Origin of the sequence: Brevibacillus parabrevis (assembly GCF_003710905.1) — a bacterium.
In the GTDB taxonomy this organism is placed as follows: Bacteria; Bacillota; Bacilli; order Brevibacillales; family Brevibacillaceae; genus Brevibacillus; species Brevibacillus parabrevis.
Genome location: NZ_RHHV01000005.1, coordinates 631506 through 647640, shown reverse-complemented (window position 1 = coordinate 647640; position 16135 = coordinate 631506). Strand labels below are relative to the sequence as shown.

The 16135-nt window shown below is 52.8% G+C and carries 15 protein-coding genes and 1 riboswitch; of the genes, 2 read left to right on the top strand and 13 right to left on the bottom strand.

The window, feature by feature from the left end; all coding sequences use genetic code 11:
- Positions 1–31: 31 nt before the first annotated feature.
- The 13 genes from EDM60_RS06335 to EDM60_RS06275 form a co-directional block, all read right to left on the bottom strand.
- Positions 32–1273 (bottom strand): aspartate kinase, encoded by a 1242-nt coding sequence (locus tag EDM60_RS06335; protein ID WP_122963184.1) that lies wholly within the window; start codon positions 1271–1273, stop codon positions 32–34.
- Between the two features lie 231 nt (positions 1274–1504).
- Positions 1505–1691, bottom strand: a riboswitch (Lysine riboswitch).
- An 86-nt stretch (positions 1692–1777) separates the two neighbouring features.
- Complete coding sequence (gene uvrC, locus EDM60_RS06330; protein WP_122963183.1) at positions 1778–3559, bottom strand: excinuclease ABC subunit UvrC; 1782 nt, start codon at positions 3557–3559, stop codon at positions 1778–1780.
- A 29-nt stretch (positions 3560–3588) separates the two neighbouring features.
- The gene (locus EDM60_RS06325) at positions 3589–3840 is read right to left on the bottom strand and encodes a DUF2164 domain-containing protein (protein WP_122963182.1); all 252 of its coding nucleotides are present in this window, start codon (positions 3838–3840) and stop codon (positions 3589–3591) included.
- A 259-nt stretch (positions 3841–4099) separates the two neighbouring features.
- A complete protein-coding gene (gene trxA, locus EDM60_RS06320; protein ID WP_063227198.1) occupies positions 4100–4417 on the bottom strand; it encodes a thioredoxin in 318 nt (105 codons plus the stop codon).
- Between the two features lie 161 nt (positions 4418–4578).
- A complete protein-coding gene (locus EDM60_RS06315) occupies positions 4579–4866 on the bottom strand; it encodes a hypothetical protein (RefSeq protein WP_122963181.1) in 288 nt (95 codons plus the stop codon).
- Positions 4867–4987: 121 nt separating this feature from the next.
- Positions 4988–5947, bottom strand: a complete 960-nt coding sequence (locus EDM60_RS06310; RefSeq protein ID WP_063227200.1) for an electron transfer flavoprotein subunit alpha/FixB family protein — start codon at positions 5945–5947, stop codon at positions 4988–4990.
- 20 nt (positions 5948–5967) lie between these two features.
- Complete coding sequence (locus tag EDM60_RS06305) at positions 5968–6735, bottom strand: electron transfer flavoprotein subunit beta/FixA family protein (protein ID WP_063227201.1); 768 nt, start codon at positions 6733–6735, stop codon at positions 5968–5970.
- A gap of 56 nt (positions 6736–6791) precedes the next feature.
- Entirely contained in the window at positions 6792–7565 is a 774-nt protein-coding gene (locus EDM60_RS06300; RefSeq protein ID WP_122963180.1) for an enoyl-CoA hydratase, read from the bottom strand.
- Between the two features lie 119 nt (positions 7566–7684).
- Positions 7685–8275, bottom strand: a complete 591-nt coding sequence (locus tag EDM60_RS06295; protein ID WP_122963179.1) for a TetR/AcrR family transcriptional regulator — start codon at positions 8273–8275, stop codon at positions 7685–7687.
- A gap of 204 nt (positions 8276–8479) precedes the next feature.
- Complete coding sequence (locus EDM60_RS06290) at positions 8480–10180, bottom strand: AMP-binding protein (RefSeq protein WP_122963178.1); 1701 nt, start codon at positions 10178–10180, stop codon at positions 8480–8482.
- Positions 10181–10371: 191 nt separating this feature from the next.
- Positions 10372–11367, bottom strand: a complete 996-nt coding sequence (locus EDM60_RS06285; protein WP_122963177.1) for an LCP family protein — start codon at positions 11365–11367, stop codon at positions 10372–10374.
- Positions 11368–11508: 141 nt separating this feature from the next.
- Positions 11509–12684, bottom strand: coding sequence for a thiolase family protein (locus EDM60_RS06280; RefSeq protein ID WP_122963176.1), 1176 nt, complete (start codon positions 12682–12684; stop codon positions 11509–11511).
- Positions 12685–12724: 40 nt separating this feature from the next.
- On the bottom strand, positions 12725–13672 hold the full coding sequence (locus EDM60_RS06275; RefSeq protein WP_122963266.1) for a 50S ribosomal protein L11 methyltransferase: 948 nt from the start codon (positions 13670–13672) through the stop codon (positions 12725–12727).
- 461 nt (positions 13673–14133) lie between these two features.
- Between EDM60_RS06275 and csaB the strand changes: the two genes are divergently transcribed.
- Complete coding sequence (csaB, locus tag EDM60_RS06270) at positions 14134–15231, top strand: polysaccharide pyruvyl transferase CsaB (RefSeq protein WP_122963175.1); 1098 nt, start codon at positions 14134–14136, stop codon at positions 15229–15231.
- 26 nt (positions 15232–15257) lie between these two features.
- On the top strand, positions 15258–16115 hold the full coding sequence (locus tag EDM60_RS06265) for a class I SAM-dependent methyltransferase (protein WP_122963174.1): 858 nt from the start codon (positions 15258–15260) through the stop codon (positions 16113–16115).
- Positions 16116–16135: the final 20 nt, after the last annotated feature.

Sequence of the window (16135 nt, the reverse complement as noted above, 5' to 3'; positions counted from 1 at the left end):
CTCTGCCTACAGGCGAGGGAGCATTCGCTGCCTAGATTCCGTGCACCACTGCTGTCTCTTCCACATCGAGTCCGTATGCCGAGTGCAGGCTGCGGACAGCAAGCTCAGTCTGCCCGGCAGGAATGACGCAAGAAACTTTGATGTCTGAAGTTGAAACCATTTTAATAGAAATTTCTTTTTCTGCCAAAACGCGGAACATCTCGGCAGCCACTCCCGGATTGTTGACCATGCCGGAGCCTACGATGGACACTTTGGTCAGGTTTTGCTCGTAATCGACTTTTTCGAAGCCAAGCTCTGCTTTGTGGTTTTCCAACGTGTCCAATGCCTTTTTCAAGTCATCCGCAGCAACCGTGAAGGAAATATTCGTCACTGCTGCGTCATAGGAGCTTTGAATAATGATGTCGACGTTCACCTGATTGTCCGCCAGCGTATTGAACAGGCGGGAAAGAGTCCCAACCTTCGCAGGCATACCGACAACCGTGACTTTTGCTACATCCTCGTCATGCGCGACTCCACTTACTACTCTTCCTGTTTCCATGTTGGCAACCTCCTCAACGTACGTACCTTCTTCGGCAGTAAAGCTGGAGCGGACGACCAGCCGTACTTTGTATTTCTTCGCGGCCTCCACCGAACGCGGGTGAAGAACTCCCGCTCCGAGATTCGCGAGTTCAAGCATCTCGTCGTACGAGATCATGTCCAGCTTGCTTGCCGCTGGCACCATCCGCGGATCGGCTGTGTACACACCGGACACATCCGTGAAAATCTCGCATTTGTCTGCATTCAAGCTGGCGGCCAGCGTAACTGCCGATGTATCCGAACCACCCCGGCCGAGCGTCGTAATTTCTCCTTCGTCGCTGAGACCTTGAAAACCTGCTACGATCACAACACGTCCGCGGCTTATTTCTGCCTGGATGCGCTCAGAATCAATTTGTTTGATTCGCGCCCGGCCATGAATCGCTTCCGTCGTGATTCCAGCCTGCCAGCCTGTCAAAGAAATCGCATCGTAGCCTTTCGTGTGCAAGGCCATTGCAAGCAAGGCGATAGATACTTGCTCCCCCGTGGTCAGCAACATATCCAGCTCTCGCTCGGACGGGTAGGCGCTGATCTGTTTGGCCATATCTACCAATACGTCTGTAGATTTGCCCATCGCAGATACGACGACCACCACATCGTGCCCTTCTTCTTTGTAACTGGCAATTCGATCTGCAACTCGTAAAATTCGCTCAATGGTCCCTACAGAGGTGCCTCCGTATTTCTGCACGATCAACCCCATGCGGCTTCTCTCCCTTTTCTCATATCCAATGATTGTAGAATGTATCTTTTGCTGCCGTTTTATGAATCTCTCTATTTTTACTGGAAAAAGTCTGTATAAAAAAGGCACCGACAAGGAATAAGTACCTGCCGCTGCCTACTGTTTCGACATACCGGTTCCTCCCTCCCAATTACACGCGGTCCATGGCAGCACATGACAAGGCAAATCCCTGTCACCGCTCACATCGACACACCGTGAGATAGCTCTCCATCTGGCGCCGGTCAAGAGCCAGATGACAGTCCTGCACTTGTTCAATGCAGACCCAGCATGGAGACAAACGGGTTTTTCTCCACACTTCGGCGAATCCCCCTTTCCCGTTCCCTTCACAGATACCCGATCTCAAGGTGGTACTCATGGTTTTCGCGCCTCTACCTCACTCCATAAATGGAAGTGAGGCTAACTATTCTGTTTGAAACGCATTATATCATGGGAATCCGAGCGGTTCAATCGCTTTTTGCAAAACCGTTACGATTCCAGCTTGCGCAAATGAGTGATGATCTCTCGGGCCAGCTTGTCGCCGATCCCAAGCTGCCGGAAATCCTCCACAGTCGCTTCGCGCATTTTTTTCAGCGAGCCAAAATGGGTAAACAACAGCTTGCGCCGCTTCTCGCCGATGCCCGGAATTTCATCCAGTTGGGAGGAGAGCATCGTTTTCGTCCGTGACTGTCTGTGGAACGTGATCGCAAAACGGTGAACCTCGTCCTGAATGCGTTGCAGCAAATAAAACTCATAGCTGTCCCGCTTCAGATTCACGGGTTCTGGCGGATCGCCGTACATCAGCTGCGCCGTTTTGTGCTTTTCATCCTTCGCCAAGCCGCAGACCGGAATATACAGCCCCAATTCGTTCTCCAGGACGTCCATGGCAGCGCTGATTTGGCCCTTGCCTCCGTCAATGACGATCAAGTCCGGCAACGGCTGGTTTTCCTTCAACAACCGCGAATAGCGTCTGCGGACAACTTCGCGCATGGAGCCGTAATCGTCGGGGCCTTCGACCGTCTTGATCTTGAACTTGCGGTACTCCTTTTTGTCCGGACGACCGTCTGTAAACACGATCATCGCAGACACCGGCTCTGTTCCTTGAATGTTGGAGTTGTCGAACGCCTCGATCCGATGGGGAACGCCAATCCCCAGCACGTGCCCCAAATTGTGCACAGCCTGAATCGTCCTCGCATCATCTTTGGACATCAGCGCGAACTTCTCCTGGAGGGCAATGCGCGCGTTTTCACAGGCCATCTCGACCAGCTCGCGCTTTTTGCTCCGCTTCGGTGTCAATACTTTGACCCCGAGCCATTCGCTAAGCAGCTCCGGCTCGCTTTCCTCCGGCAGCAAAATTTCTTTTGGCAGCGCGTTTTGCTTGTCGTAGTAAAACTGGGTGACGTACGACATGAAGTCTTCGCTTTCGCCGCCATAGTATGGAAAAGAGGTCGTCTGCCGCTCGATCATTTTGCCCTGGCGCATGTAAAAAATTTGAATGCACATCCAGCCCTTTTCTACCGCAAAGCCGATAATGTCGCGGTCTACCGTGTCGGTAAACGTGATCTTCTGCTTTTCCATCACCGCTTCAATGCTCTTGATCTGATCCCGCAGTTCCTTGGCCCGCTCGAACTCCATCGCTTCTGCCGCCTGTAGCATTTTCTCGGTCAGGCTCTGCTTCATCTGATCATGACCGCCGTCGAGGAATCGGCTAATCTCGTCAACCAGTCGCTGGTTTTCCTCTGCCGAAACCTCGTACACACAGGGAGCAAGACATTGGCCCAAATGGTAGTACAAGCAAACCTGTTTGGGCATGTTGCGGCATTTGCGCAAAGGATAGAGCCGGTCCAGCAGCTTCTTCACCTCGGAAGCATCACCAGCGTTTGGATACGGGCCAAAATATTTGGCTTTGTCCTTCAGCACCTTGCGAGTAATCTCCAGACGAGGCTGTTCTTCATTCGTGATTTTGATGTACGGATACGTCTTGTCATCGCGCAGCATGACGTTGTAGCGGGGGTCATGCTTTTTGATCAGGTTGCACTCCAACAGCAGCGCCTCAATCGCCGAGGCTACCACAATGTACTCAAAATCGACGATCTCGCTGACCAAAAGCTGCGTCTTCCCGTTATGGCTACCCGTAAAGTAGGAGCGTACGCGGTTTTTCAGCACTTTAGCCTTTCCGACGTAAATAATTTCCCCGCTTGCATTTTTCATCAGGTAGCAGCCGGGTTTTTCTGGCAGCACAGCCAGCTTATCTTTCAACGAACGGTTCATGGCTGCTCCCTCCCTCGTTCTTTCATCTGCTATCGCTTTTTCATGACGGGCTGCTCCAGGACGTACAGCTCGTCTTCCAGTGCGCTCATCCGTTCCAGCAAAAGCTTGCGGCTATCCTGTACTCCTTGGTTGTAAAAAAACGGCCCCAGTTCTTTGGAAAAGAACTCGATCATCTCTTCCGTTTCCAGATTGCCCAGGTTTTCCGAGCGTTGTTCAGCGAAAAACCGCTGTATTTTCGACACGAGATAGTCGCTTTGCTCTTTCGTCAATTTGCTTGGCATCAAATGACTTCCTTCCCTTATCATTCCTGCAATAAGAATGTACGTTCTATGCTCATAGTATCACGATTCGGCGGATTAGAAAACGTAGCTCCGGCATAATCGCAGCCCAAGCAAAAAAACTGCCGCTTCTCATTGCAGCGACAGTTTAATCGTTCGTGAAAACGCTTTCTATTATAAGGAAGCAAAAAGACAGCATCCGTGCAGACATGAGAAAAGCGGCATTGGAGCGCCGCTTCTCATGCTGTCTGGTCGTTTATGCTTACAGGTGTTTGCCTACGGTTGCCATGAGGGCTTCTTTTGGTTGGAAGCCGATCACTTTGTCTACAGGCTGACCATCTTTGAAGACGATCAAGGTCGGGATGGACATAACGCCAAAACGGCCTGCGGAATCCGGGTTGTCGTCAACGTTTACTTTGACGATTTTGAGCTTGGAGCCCACTTCTCCGTCGATTTGCTCCAGGACAGGAGCGATCATTTTGCAAGGGCCGCACCAAGGAGCCCAGAAGTCAACCAGGACAGTACCGCCTTGCTCTACTTCCTGGGAAAAGTTTTGGTCAGTTGCATTTACGATTGCCATGGAAAGTTACCTCCTCGAAAAGTCAATTACTAAAAAAAGGGTTCAGACGCTCCTACAGTATATCATCCAAAAACAAAAATGACTACGGCGCCCCGCACTTTGTGCGCACTTCACGCTATAGTCTATCCAGAGTGTCGCTCCCTTATTGTTGACCATTCGATTTATTGACCGACTTGCTTGATACGGTTGATCTCCCGTTCATGGTCGCTCACCTTTTTGTGCATCAAACCGATGTCAGCTTCGATCAGCTTGTCTTGCCGCTCCAGACGCTCCAGGCGCTGGGTAGCATCATCGCGGAACTCGTACATCTCGTCGCGAAATGCGTACATCTCCGTTTTGAACTCATACATCTCAGCCTTGAACTCCCGCAGCTCCTGCTGCACGTCTTTGATGAGCCGATTGTTCTCCGCCACCATGTGAACCAGTTGTTGCAACAGCTCTTCACTCATGACGCTCACCTCTCCTATTCATTTATTATAACAACCGAGAACAGAATAAGGTAAGGGTTTGGAACAAAAAAAGCGCCCCGGGAGTGGGACGCTTCCATGTGTGACAATTGTTTCTTTCGCCTTACACCAACACTTTTTTGAACTCGGCAGTCAGCAGCGGGAGCACTTCGAACAGGTCGCCCACGATGCCGTAATCGGCCACTTGGAAAATAGGTGCTTCCGGGTCTTTGTTGATCGCAACGATCACTTTGGAGCTGGACATCCCGGCCAAGTGCTGGATCGCCCCGGAAATTCCGCACGCGATATACAGGTCAGGTGTGACGACTTTTCCGGTTTGCCCGATCTGCATGGAGTAGTCGCAGTAGTCGGCGTCGCAAGCGCCACGGGATGCCCCTACAGCCGCTCCCAGCACCTCAGCCAAATCGTACAGCGGCTGGAAGCCTTCCGCGCTCTTCACGCCGCGCCCGCCGGAGATGACGACTTTCGCTTCGGACAAGTCCACTTTTCCGCTCGTTTTTCGTACGACTTCTTTCACGATCGTACGCAAGTCTTTGATTTCCAGATCAACCGGAACGACAACAGCCGTTTTGGACGCGTCCGGCGTACCGATTGCGATATTGTTTGGACGGATCGTGATAAAAATTTTGCCGTCCACAAATTTGCGTTGTTGGAACGCTTTTCCGGCGTAAATCGGACGAACGAACACAGGTCCTGCTTCCAGGCTTGTTACGTCAGATACGAGGCCGTAGCCGAGCTTCGCCGCTACGCGAGGAGCAACATCGCGGCCGATTGCCGTGTGGCCCAGCACGATCGCATCAGGAGAGGCAAGCTCGATCAGCTGGACAAGTGCCTGCGCATAAGCGTCAGGTGTGTACTGAACCAGTGCCTGGTGATCCGCTGTATAAACTGTGCTCGCTCCATGCTGCGCCAATACTTGCGCATGGGAAGCAGCATCTGCCCCGAATACGCCTGCAACGATTTCGCCACCTTCGGCCAATACTTGCGCTGCGGCCAACGCTTCCAGCGACACATTGCGAAGTTGTCCGTCACGTACTTCTGTAAGTACAAGAACTTTTTTCATGGATATCCTCTCCCTCTCGCTTAGATCACTTTCGCTTCATTGCGCAACAGTTGCACCAATTCCGACGTTTGGGCCGCCAAATCGCCAGAGAGAATACGGCCAGCCTGCTTTTTCGGAGGCAGCGTCTGGTCGACAATTTGCGTCTTGGCCTGCACCGCTTCGGCTGTCAGTCCCAAATCGTCTGCACCGAGTCGATCCAACGGCTTTTTCTTCGCTTTCATGATCCCCGGGAGAGAAGGATAGCGCGGCTCGTTCAGCCCTTGCTGAGCCGTAATCAACACAGGCAAGCTGGTTTCCACCACTTCGAGATCGCCTTCCACATCGCGCTCAACACGAACGGTGGTGCCGTCCACTTCCAGCTTCACAGCAGTGGAGACGTGGTTGATTCCCAGCTCTTCCGCGAGGCGAGGTCCGCCTTGGCCTGCGCCGGAGTCAACCGCCATTTGCCCGCCGATGATGATGTCATAGCCGATTTTGTTCGCAACCGCAGCAAGCACCTTAGCGGTTGTATATTCGTCGCCAAACAAAGACTCGTCATCCACCAGGACAGCTTTGTCCGCGCCCATCGCCAAAGCGGTGCGCAAAGAGCTTTCCACACGGTCAGGACCTACGCTGATCACCGTCACTTCGCCGCCATGTTCCTCTTTGAGCTTGATTGCTTCCTCTACCGCATACTCGTCGTAAGGATTGATGATGACTTCCACGCCATCCTCGGAAATTTGCCCGTTTTGGATCACGATTTTTTCTTCTGTGTCAAACGTCTGCTTCAACACAACCACGATTTTCATCAGGATGCCTCCTCCTTAATCGTTCCTCGTACTGGTGATGCCGCTGCTGCATGTGATTACTTGTCTGCAAACTGCGGTTTGCGCTTTTCCAAAAAGGCTGCAACGCCTTCTTTCATATCTTCTGAAGCAAAAGCTTCCCCGAATTTTTTCGCTTCCTGTTCCAAGCCTTCCGCCAAACCGACTTGCACCGTATTGTGAACCGATTGCAGGGCGAGCTTGAGCGTAACAGCGCTTTTTTGCACGATCGCCTGAGTCAGCTTTTTCACTTCATCCAGCAAAATCTCCGCCGGATAAACCGCTTCCACAAGCCCGATGCGCAAAGCTTCCTCGCCGCCAATCATCTCGGAGGTGAGAATCATCTGGGTCGCTTTTCCTCTGCCGACCAGTCGCGGCAAACGCTGCGTTCCTCCGTAGCCGGGGATCAGCCCCAGGTTCAGCTCCGGCAGGCCGAGCTTTGCTTCCACGGCGGCAAAGCGTATATGGCAAGCCATCGCAAGTTCCAGTCCGCCACCCAGGCAAGCGCCGTTGATGGCGGCGATAATGGGCTTAGGGAATGTCTCCAGTCGATCGAACAACGCTTGACCACTTCTGGCCATCGCTTCCGCCTCGGCAGGGGCCAATTGGGTAAACTCTTTGATATCCGCTCCCGCAATGAAAAAGCGCCCTTCGCCAGTCAAAACAATCGCTTTGACGTCTGCGTTGTTTTCCAACTGGTCCAAAAGTTCACTCAATTCATCGAGCACCGCTTTGCCCAATGCGTTAGCTGGCGGGTTGCTGATCGTGACGGTAGCGACCCGATCAGCGATTTCCACATTCCAATGCGAATCCATTCCTCTCCCCCCAAACATCTATCCATATGAACAAACAGGCTATTTATGCTTTCTGAACGAACGCTCAGTCTTGCTGTTTCCATTGTAACAAACGTTCTCACACAAAAAAAGCTTTTCTTTCATTCTTTTCCCTTCATACCAAACAGGAAGAGGTTATGAATGGAATCAACATGAGAGACAAGGTCGTACTTGCACTGCTTCATGACCCAGGAAGTCGTCACTTCATCCAGCGTGCCGAAAATCATTTTGCGTGTCATTCTGACCTCCAGATCGGGGCGGAATACTCCTTGCTCCATCCCTTCCTGGATGACTTCCTCAATCAGATTGAAATATTGCTTCATCACTTTGCCGATGCCTTCGTTGATGAACGGATTGGCTTGGCGCAGTTCAATTTGCGTCACCTTTGCCAGCTCCTGGTCTTTCGCCAGTTGGCTCAGATGCGCATGCACGAGGACGTACAATTTTTGTTCAATCGTCGTCGCTTCCGAGATTCGCTTGCGGTTTTCGTCCACAAATTGTCCCATCTTTTCGTTGAACAAGGAAATCAGGATATCATCCTTGTTTTCAAAATAGAGGTATATGGTGCCGTCTGCTACCTTCGCCTCTTTTGCAATCTTCGATACCTGGGCGCTGTAATAGCCTTGTTTGGCGATTACCCGTACAGCAGCATCAATAATGGCTTGATACTTTTCCCCCGTTTTCTTTGCCATAATAACCTCCATCTTTACTCGCAGTGATGATAAAAAAATCCTGAAATGAATGATTATTCATTCATAAAAATAGTTTAATACACGAACCTGACGGTGTCAATCGCAAGTGCCGCGCGTCGAAGAGCAACGAATGCTTGTCCCTTTTCACCCCACAAAAACGGCCGCTTCCCTCTCAGGATGCGCACCGCTTGACCCTGTCTTTCGTCAGCTTGTTTTGATCTCTTCTTGTGTTTCCCGACGCGCTTTGTCTTCTTCTTGCAGCTGCCTGCGCAACACTTTTCCGACCATCGTTTTCGGCAGCTCTGTGCGAACTTCGTACTTGCGCGGAATTTTGTAGGCGGCAAGCTTCTGGCGGCAATGCGCTTCCAATTCTTCCTCGCTCGCCTGCTTTCCGTCCTTGAAGACGATAAACGCTTTGACTGTCTCGCCGCGATACGGGTCGGGCACGCCGATCACCGCCGCTTCCTGAATCGCCGGATGCTCGAACAGCACTTCTTCCACTTCACGCGGATAAATGTTGAAGCCGCCCGCGATGATCATGTCTTTTTTGCGGTCGACGATGTAAAAATAGCCGTTCTCGTCCATGTACCCGACGTCGCCTGTCAAGAGCCAGCCATCTTTCAGGACGGCGGCAGTGTCTTCCGGCCGGTTCCAGTAGCCGAGCATGACCTGCGGCCCTTTTACCGCCAGCTCCCCGATCTCGCCCTGTGGCAGCTCTTCTCCTGTAGCCGTGTCGATGATGCGGCAGTCGGTATCCGGCCAAGGCATGCCGATGCTGCCTGTGATGCTCTTTTCCCAGATCGGATTGGAATGCGTCACCGGCGAAGCTTCGGTCAGGCCGTAGCCTTCCACCAGCTTGCCTCCTGTCAGCTCCTCAAACTTGAGTTTGACCTCGATCGGCAACGGCGCCGAGCCGCTGACGCACGCGTCGATCGAAGACAGGTCGTGGTTTTTCAAGTCAGGGTGATTGATCAGCGCAATGTACATCGTCGGTGCCCCGGGGAACAAAGTCGGCTTGCGCTTGTCGATCATCTCGAAAATTTGTTTGACCTCGAATTTGGGCACGAGAATGATTTCGGCGGCAATACAGATTCCTTTGTTCATCACGGTCGTCATGCCGTAGACGTGAAACAGCGGGAGCACGCCCAAAATTCGCTCGCCGCCTTTTTTCAGCTTGTAAAGGACAGCCTGGCACTGGATCGCGTTGGCGATGAGGTTGGCATGAGTCAGCATCACGCCTTTTGCCACTCCGGTAGTGCCTCCCGTGTACTGGAGCAAGGCAATGTCCTTGTCCGGATCGACGGGCACCTGGACAGGTTTGACAGCGTTTTCTTTTATGACGGAAAGAAACGGTTCCACATCGGCACCGTATGTAACCTGCGGATTGTGCCCTTGTTTCTTTTGAACCAGTGGATACAGCCATTTTTTCAGCAAGGGAAGGAAATCGCCAATACTTGTAACGAAAATGCGCTTGAGTGGAGTCGATGAGCGAACCTGCGCGACGCGTTTGTACAGCAAATCCAACGTGATGATGGTCTGTGCGCCGGAATCTTCCAGTTGATGAATCAGCTCCCGCTCGGTGTAGAGCGGATTCGTCATCACCACGGTTGCTCCTGCGAACAGCACGCCATAGTAACTGATTACAGCCTGGGGGGTGTTGGGCAGCATGATCGCCACGCGTTCGCCTTTTTGCACGCCGCGCTCTACCAACGCGTTGGCGAAACGGTAGGACAGCTCCAAAAGCTCCCGGTACGATATGGTTTTTCCCATGAAGTAGATCGCATTGTTGTCTGGGTACGACGCAGCCGACTGCACGAGAAATTGCGTCAACGGAATACGGGGGTAGTCCAGTGACGGTGCAGTTTCGGACGGGTAATTGGCAATCCAAGGCTTGGCATTTGACATGGTCATTCCCTCCATCCCTTAAATGGCCTTGCCCCTCCCCTATGATCGACATTCATAATCTCTTCCTTATCGCTATTGTATTCGAAAAATAATCAATTTTCCAATTAAAAACGTCTCCTCGCAAAAAAGACGCGCCCCTGCTCATGCGGAGTGCGTCTTCCTGCGTTTGTTTTCGCTGCGTATGTCACGGGTCATGGCTGCAAGGCGGCCTGCATTTGCTTGCGGACGCGCTCCCGCTCCGCAGTCGGAACGAGATGGTACCAGCCGACGATTCCGTTGTGCCAGATTCGTTCGTCCTGCCCGACCAGCGTATCTGTCTTGATTTTGTTCGGTGTCCCATCGCTGTAGCTAAGCAACAGGGAAGCGATCTCCTGGTCAGTAAAATCGGTTTTCACGTGCTGTCCCAAAATTTCCATCAAAGTAAACGCCTTGGAGTACATCTGTGCCGATGCTCCCTTTTGCGCCAGAGCAGCCAAAATCTCCTGCTGGCGGTTAATCCTCTGGTAGTCGCTGTCCTCTTTTCCCAGGTCGCTCTTGCGATAGCGGGCGTAGTCCAGCGCCTGTTCGCCGGAAAGCACCTGCAAGCCCGGCATCAGGTCGATGTAAGTGTCGTCCGTAGGGTCGCTGTATTTCATCCGCTTTTGGACTTGAACGGAGACGCCGCCAAGCTCGTCGACAATTTTGCGGAAGCCTTCAAAGTCTACGGATACATAGCGATCGATCTTGATGTCCAAAAAGTTTTCCAGCGACTCCTTGACCAGCTTGGGGCCGCCGAAAGCCATGGCGTGATTGACTTTGTCATGGCCTTTTCCCGGCAGTTCCATGTAGCTGTCCCTCGGGATGGAAATGAGGTAGACGGATTGCTTCGCCGGATGGACAGCAGCGAGCATCATCGTGTCAGAACGGGCGCTCTCGCCGTCGCGACTGTCCACGCCGAGCAGCATGACCACGAACGGCTTCAACGGCTCGGTTCCGGTCAGCAGATCGCGGGGCGGTGGCAGCGAGGCAGTTGCTTGCTTCGCACCGCCCGTCGTCTGTCCGCCGAGTGGCGCGTACCATTTTTCGGTCATCTGTTTGTATTGATAGGCACTGTAACCGATGGCGAACAATGCCCCGGCCAACAGAAAGGAAAAGAAATGCAAAGCGATCTGTTTTTTGTATTGCTTCAAAAATGAAAAAAATGCCATGAAAAAGCCTCCCCCTTTGCAAGCACAGCCGCCACCTTCTTGCGTGCAGACACAAGTGGGGCTTGCTTTCCATTTTTAACCGGGGAGGCTTGATTTAAACATGCTCACAGTTTGCTGCGCGCGAAAAGCAGTTTGCCAGTTCTACACTCTTTCGAGGATCATCGCCATGCCCATGCCGCCACCGACGCACAGTGTAGCGAGTCCGCGCTTGAGCTGGCGGCGCTTCATTTCGTGCAGCAAAGTCACAACAATCCGACAACCGGTTGAACCGACCGGATGACCGAGCGAAATTCCGCTGCCGTTTACATTCGTGATCTCGCGCGGCAGCTCCAGAAGCTTTTCGACAGCGAGGTATTGAGCCGCGAATGCTTCGTTCACCTCGATCAGCTCCATATCGGCCATGGTCAGATTGGCTTTTGCCAAAGCCTTTTTCACAGCAGGAACAGGGCCGTACCCCATCAGATCAGGCTCCACGCCCGCTGTCGCCCACGAGACGATTCTGCCCAGCGGTTCGATTCCCAACTGCTTCGCCTTCGTTTCGCTCATGAGCACGACGGCAGAAGCTCCGTCGTTCAGCCCGGAAGCGTTGCCCGCGGTCACCGTGCCAGCTTCGCGGAAGCCCGGCTTCAGTTTGCCCAGGCTTTCCATCGTGACGCCTCTTCTCGGAAATTCGTCTTCGGTGACGATGATCTCGCCCGTGCGCTTGGCAATCGGCACACCGATGATCTCCTCGGCAAACAGCCCGTTGTCGATCGCGTGAATCGCATTGTGCTGGCTGCGCATGGCGATTTCGTCCTGCTCCTCGCGACTGATCTTGTACAGGTCAGCCAGACGTTCGGCCGTCTCTCCCATCAAAATTTGGTGGTGCGGGTCTGTCAACAGCTCCCACATGGCATCCGTCATCTCGCCGTGCATAAGTCTGCGGCCCCATCTCGCATTTTTCAGGACATACGGAGCGTTGCTCATGCTCTCGGTACCGCCTGCAATCACCACTTCATTTTCGCCCAGCAAAATTTGCGAGGCGCCGCTGGCGATCGCCTGCATGCCTGACGCGCATTGCCGCTGTACGGTAAAGCCTGTCACTTCCTTGCCTAGTCCGGCGTCAATTGCCGCCACTCTGGCGATGTTCGGTTCATCTGTGCGCTGTATGCAATTGCCCAAAATGACTTCGTCGATCTGCGATGCTTCGAGCCCTGCTCTGGCCATAACGGCACGGATCGACAGTTCAGCCAGCTTGCGAGCGCTTACATCTTTCAGTACACCCCCAAACGTGCCAATTGGCGTACGTCCGGCGGCAGCAATCACGACATGCTCCATTTTGTTTTCCCCTCCACTGATCGGTATTGTTTGTATGTTCTCACACAGTAGTTACAGAATGGTTCACAGCCGTATTTTTCAACAAAATCGTCACCCACTCCTCCGAATGCCGTTCTGCTTCGGCTTGAAAACCGGCCGCTTCAAAAGCGGACAGGACGGCTTCGCGATTCCAGTCAACGATTCCGGAGAGAATGACTTGACCATCCGCAGCGATCCGTTCGCGAATCAGCGGGAGGATCGAGACATTTTCATCTCCACCGATATTGACGAGAATCAGATCGGCTTGCGCGGGGAGCCTGGCTGCGACTTCTTGTTCGCTTGCGTCTCCGATGACCACCTGAACGGCTTCTTCCGGCAGATGATTGTTCGCTGTATTGACTTTTACCTGATACTCGCTTTGCGGGTTGATATCAATCGCCCAGATCGGATACTTCGCTCCGTTCAAGGCACTGAACAGCGACAAAATGCCCGAGCCTGCTCCGATATCAAAAACGGTTTTGCCCGTCACATCCATCTCTTGCAAAAGCAAAAGAATATCTTGCGTCGTTCCGTGGTAGCCTGTGCCAAACGCCGCACCCGGATCGATCCAGAGGACATGCTTGGCGTCCTTCAGCAATTGCGGGTCTGTCCACGTAGGAGCCACCCACCATTCACCGATTTGCACCTCGCGAAACTCCTCTTTCCACGATTCGTTTTCTTCCGCGACCTGCTCGATTTCCTTGAGGCTCACCTGACCGTCCCAGCGCGAGATGTACGCTCTGAGCCGGGAAACATGTTCTTCTTCGGAATCTTGCATGGGCTCAAACAAATAGGCAACGACAGGACCTTCGGTATTTTCCGCGTAATCATAACCGTTTTCTGTCGTCAAAATCTCGATTTGCGGCTCGACCCAGCCGAGCGTGTACGGGCTGCCCAACACTTCCGCCACAAACAAATCCTCTGTCGCTTGCTCTACCAACAAGGTGTATTTTAACCACATGCTCTCCATGATGAATCTTTCTCCTTCCAGGTTGTTGCGCTGCATGGCCATTTGGCTTGTTCGTTCCCGGGTTTGCCGTCAGCCTTTTCATCTGCTGTTGGCAAGTTAGCCAGGGAACATGGTATGATAATAGAATGGACTATTTTGCTTCAGGGAGGCTTGCCATGTTTGACGAATTTTTTTACCGACGTCGAAAAAACAAAGGAATGCTCGGCGTGATGATTGCCTTGATCGTACTCGGAATCGGCATGTTCGCCATGGGTTTCCTCTACATGTTCTCATAGGGCGAGCGTTCCTGATTCGTGAAGTGTTTTCATTATACCCTATGAAAACCTGCTAGCCCAAGGTCTATCGCGAAAAGCTTTGGCACCAAGTTTTGTTCCGGGGTCGCTTTACTTCCCCTTGTTTACTCGATTATACTTGAGGATGTATTTTTCCTGTACGTTTGATATAGAAAGAAGGTTCACTCCATGTCGCGAATTCTCATCTCCGGGTACTACGGCTTCAACAATGCCGGAGACGATGTGGTCCTCTACGGCATCATCAGCTCTCTTAAGCGGGAACAACCAAATATCTCTCTCGCCGTTCTGTCGAACCAGCCTGATCGGACTGCGGAACTGTTCGGGATTGAAGCTTATGACCGCTGGAGCTTTGGAACCATCGTCCGTGAGCTTTCGCGAAGCGACATGCTAGTGATGGGCGGAGGGACGCTGATGCAGGACGTTACCAGTCCGCGCAGTGTTCTCTACTATTTGGGCATCGTCACCATCGCCAAGCTACTCCGCAAGCCCGTGGTCTTTTACGCTCAAGGGTTCGGACCCATTCTCAAACCGCTCAGTCGCCAGGTTATCAAGCGGGTAGTGAATCATGTCGATGTCATTACCGTGCGAGATTACGAATCGGGAGAAGACTTCAAAGCTTGCGGCGTCAAAAAAGCGCCGATTCACGTCACAGCTGATCCCGCCCTGACGATATCTCCCGAAGATATTTCGGATGCGCGTGGAAAAGAACTGCTCCACGGTTTGTTCGCTGATCCGGACAAGCCTTTGGTGGCGATCTCTGTGCGCGACTGGAAGCAGGAGCAAGCGTTCAAGCAAACCATCGCCAAAGCGGCGGACTGGTTTGTCTTGCGCGGCTGGAATGTCCTGTTTCTGCCGATGCACGTTCCCAGCGACTTGGCTCCGTCCAAGGAGATCATGGAACAGATGACCCAGCCAGGAGCACGTCTTCTCGATGCGCCCGTTACTTTTCACGATATCATGTCTGTTTTAAAACAGTGCGACTACGTCGTCGGCATGCGGCTCCACTCGCTTATTCTCGCTTGCATGCTGCGCATTCCTTTTATCGGCATTTCGTACGATCCGAAAATCGACCGCTTTGTCGAGCGCGCCGGGATGCCGAACGCCGGACACATTACCGAGCTCGACGAAGCACAGCTGCTTGCGCTGCTCGCGGAAAAAATCGACGGACTTGCTGCCGAGATTGATCTCGTAACGGAGCATTCCCGCGTGCTGGCAATTGAAGCGGCCAAAAGCAGCGAGCTGGTGCTCCAGGCGCTGCGCACATAAGGCTGACAGGAAAGGAGGACGAAGCCATGTCCTTTTCTTCACAAGTATTGCTTGGATTAAACCGACTATTCCCGCTCCCCGTCCATCCCTTCAATTTGGCGAATGACGGGGAAATGAGCTATACCGAGTGGCAATTTCAAAAAGGGGATCAAACGATTCAGTTTTTCCTCCCCTTCCACTCCCAGGAGCAAATGTTCACAGGCAAGACCGTGCTGGATATCGGCTGCGGCGGCGGGGGCAAGACCTGTTACTACGCCACTTTTGGCCCGAAAAAGATGATCGGCATCGACATCGTCCCGCACTATGCAGAGGAAGGCAATGCCTTTGCCAAAGAAAAAGGGCTGGCGGACGTCGTATCTTTCATGACAGGCGACGCCGCGCGAATGGACTTTGCGGACAACACCTTTGACACGATCATTATGAACGATGCGATGGAGCACGTTGGCGAGCCGGAAAAGACGCTGGAAGAATGCTTCCGCGTGCTCAAGCCGGGCGGCCATCTGTACATCAACTTTCCGCCTTACTACCATCCGTACGGCGCTCATTTGTCAGACGCCATCGGGATTCCTTGGGTGCACGCCCTCTTCTCCGAGCAAGCGCTGATCGACGCGTACAAAAAGCTGGTGCGTGACTTGCCAGACGGTTCTGACCGCATCTCGTTCCGCTTCGACAAGCGCCCGGACGGAAGCGATACGATTTCCTACATCAACCGGATGACGATCAAGCGTTTTCGCAACATCCAAAAAGGCGTGACACAGCCCGCTGTCTACGAACGCGAGATTCCGTTGCGCAACCAGCTCAAAGGCTTGGCGAACGTGCCCGGTTTCCGCGAGTTTTTCGTAAAAATGGTCGTCTGTGTGTATCAAAAAACCCCTTCCTCCTGAGCGGAGAAAGGGGTTTTTTC

Coding starts and splice junctions, on each gene's coding strand:
- EDM60_RS06335 (WP_122963184.1), bottom strand. CDS start 1,273: ATGGGGTTGATCGTGCAGAAATACGGAGGCACCTCTGTAGGGACCATT.
- trxA (WP_063227198.1), bottom strand. CDS start 4,417: ATGGCAATCGTAAATGCAACTGACCAAAACTTTTCCCAGGAAGTAGAG.
- uvrC (WP_122963183.1), bottom strand. CDS start 3,559: ATGAACCGTTCGTTGAAAGATAAGCTGGCTGTGCTGCCAGAAAAACCC.
- EDM60_RS06265 (WP_122963174.1), top strand. CDS start 15,258: ATGTCCTTTTCTTCACAAGTATTGCTTGGATTAAACCGACTATTCCCG.
- EDM60_RS06305 (WP_063227201.1), bottom strand. CDS start 6,735: ATGAAAATCGTGGTTGTGTTGAAGCAGACGTTTGACACAGAAGAAAAA.
- EDM60_RS06315 (WP_122963181.1), bottom strand. CDS start 4,866: ATGAGTGAAGAGCTGTTGCAACAACTGGTTCACATGGTGGCGGAGAAC.
- EDM60_RS06325 (WP_122963182.1), bottom strand. CDS start 3,840: ATGCCAAGCAAATTGACGAAAGAGCAAAGCGACTATCTCGTGTCGAAA.
- EDM60_RS06290 (WP_122963178.1), bottom strand. CDS start 10,180: ATGTCAAATGCCAAGCCTTGGATTGCCAATTACCCGTCCGAAACTGCA.
- EDM60_RS06310 (WP_063227200.1), bottom strand. CDS start 5,947: ATGAAAAAAGTTCTTGTACTTACAGAAGTACGTGACGGACAACTTCGC.
- EDM60_RS06300 (WP_122963180.1), bottom strand. CDS start 7,565: ATGGATTCGCATTGGAATGTGGAAATCGCTGATCGGGTCGCTACCGTC.
- EDM60_RS06275 (WP_122963266.1), bottom strand. CDS start 13,672: ATGGAGAGCATGTGGTTAAAATACACCTTGTTGGTAGAGCAAGCGACA.
- csaB (WP_122963175.1), top strand. CDS start 14,134: ATGTCGCGAATTCTCATCTCCGGGTACTACGGCTTCAACAATGCCGGA.
- EDM60_RS06280 (WP_122963176.1), bottom strand. CDS start 12,684: ATGGAGCATGTCGTGATTGCTGCCGCCGGACGTACGCCAATTGGCACG.
- EDM60_RS06295 (WP_122963179.1), bottom strand. CDS start 8,275: ATGGCAAAGAAAACGGGGGAAAAGTATCAAGCCATTATTGATGCTGCT.
- EDM60_RS06285 (WP_122963177.1), bottom strand. CDS start 11,367: ATGGCATTTTTTTCATTTTTGAAGCAATACAAAAAACAGATCGCTTTG.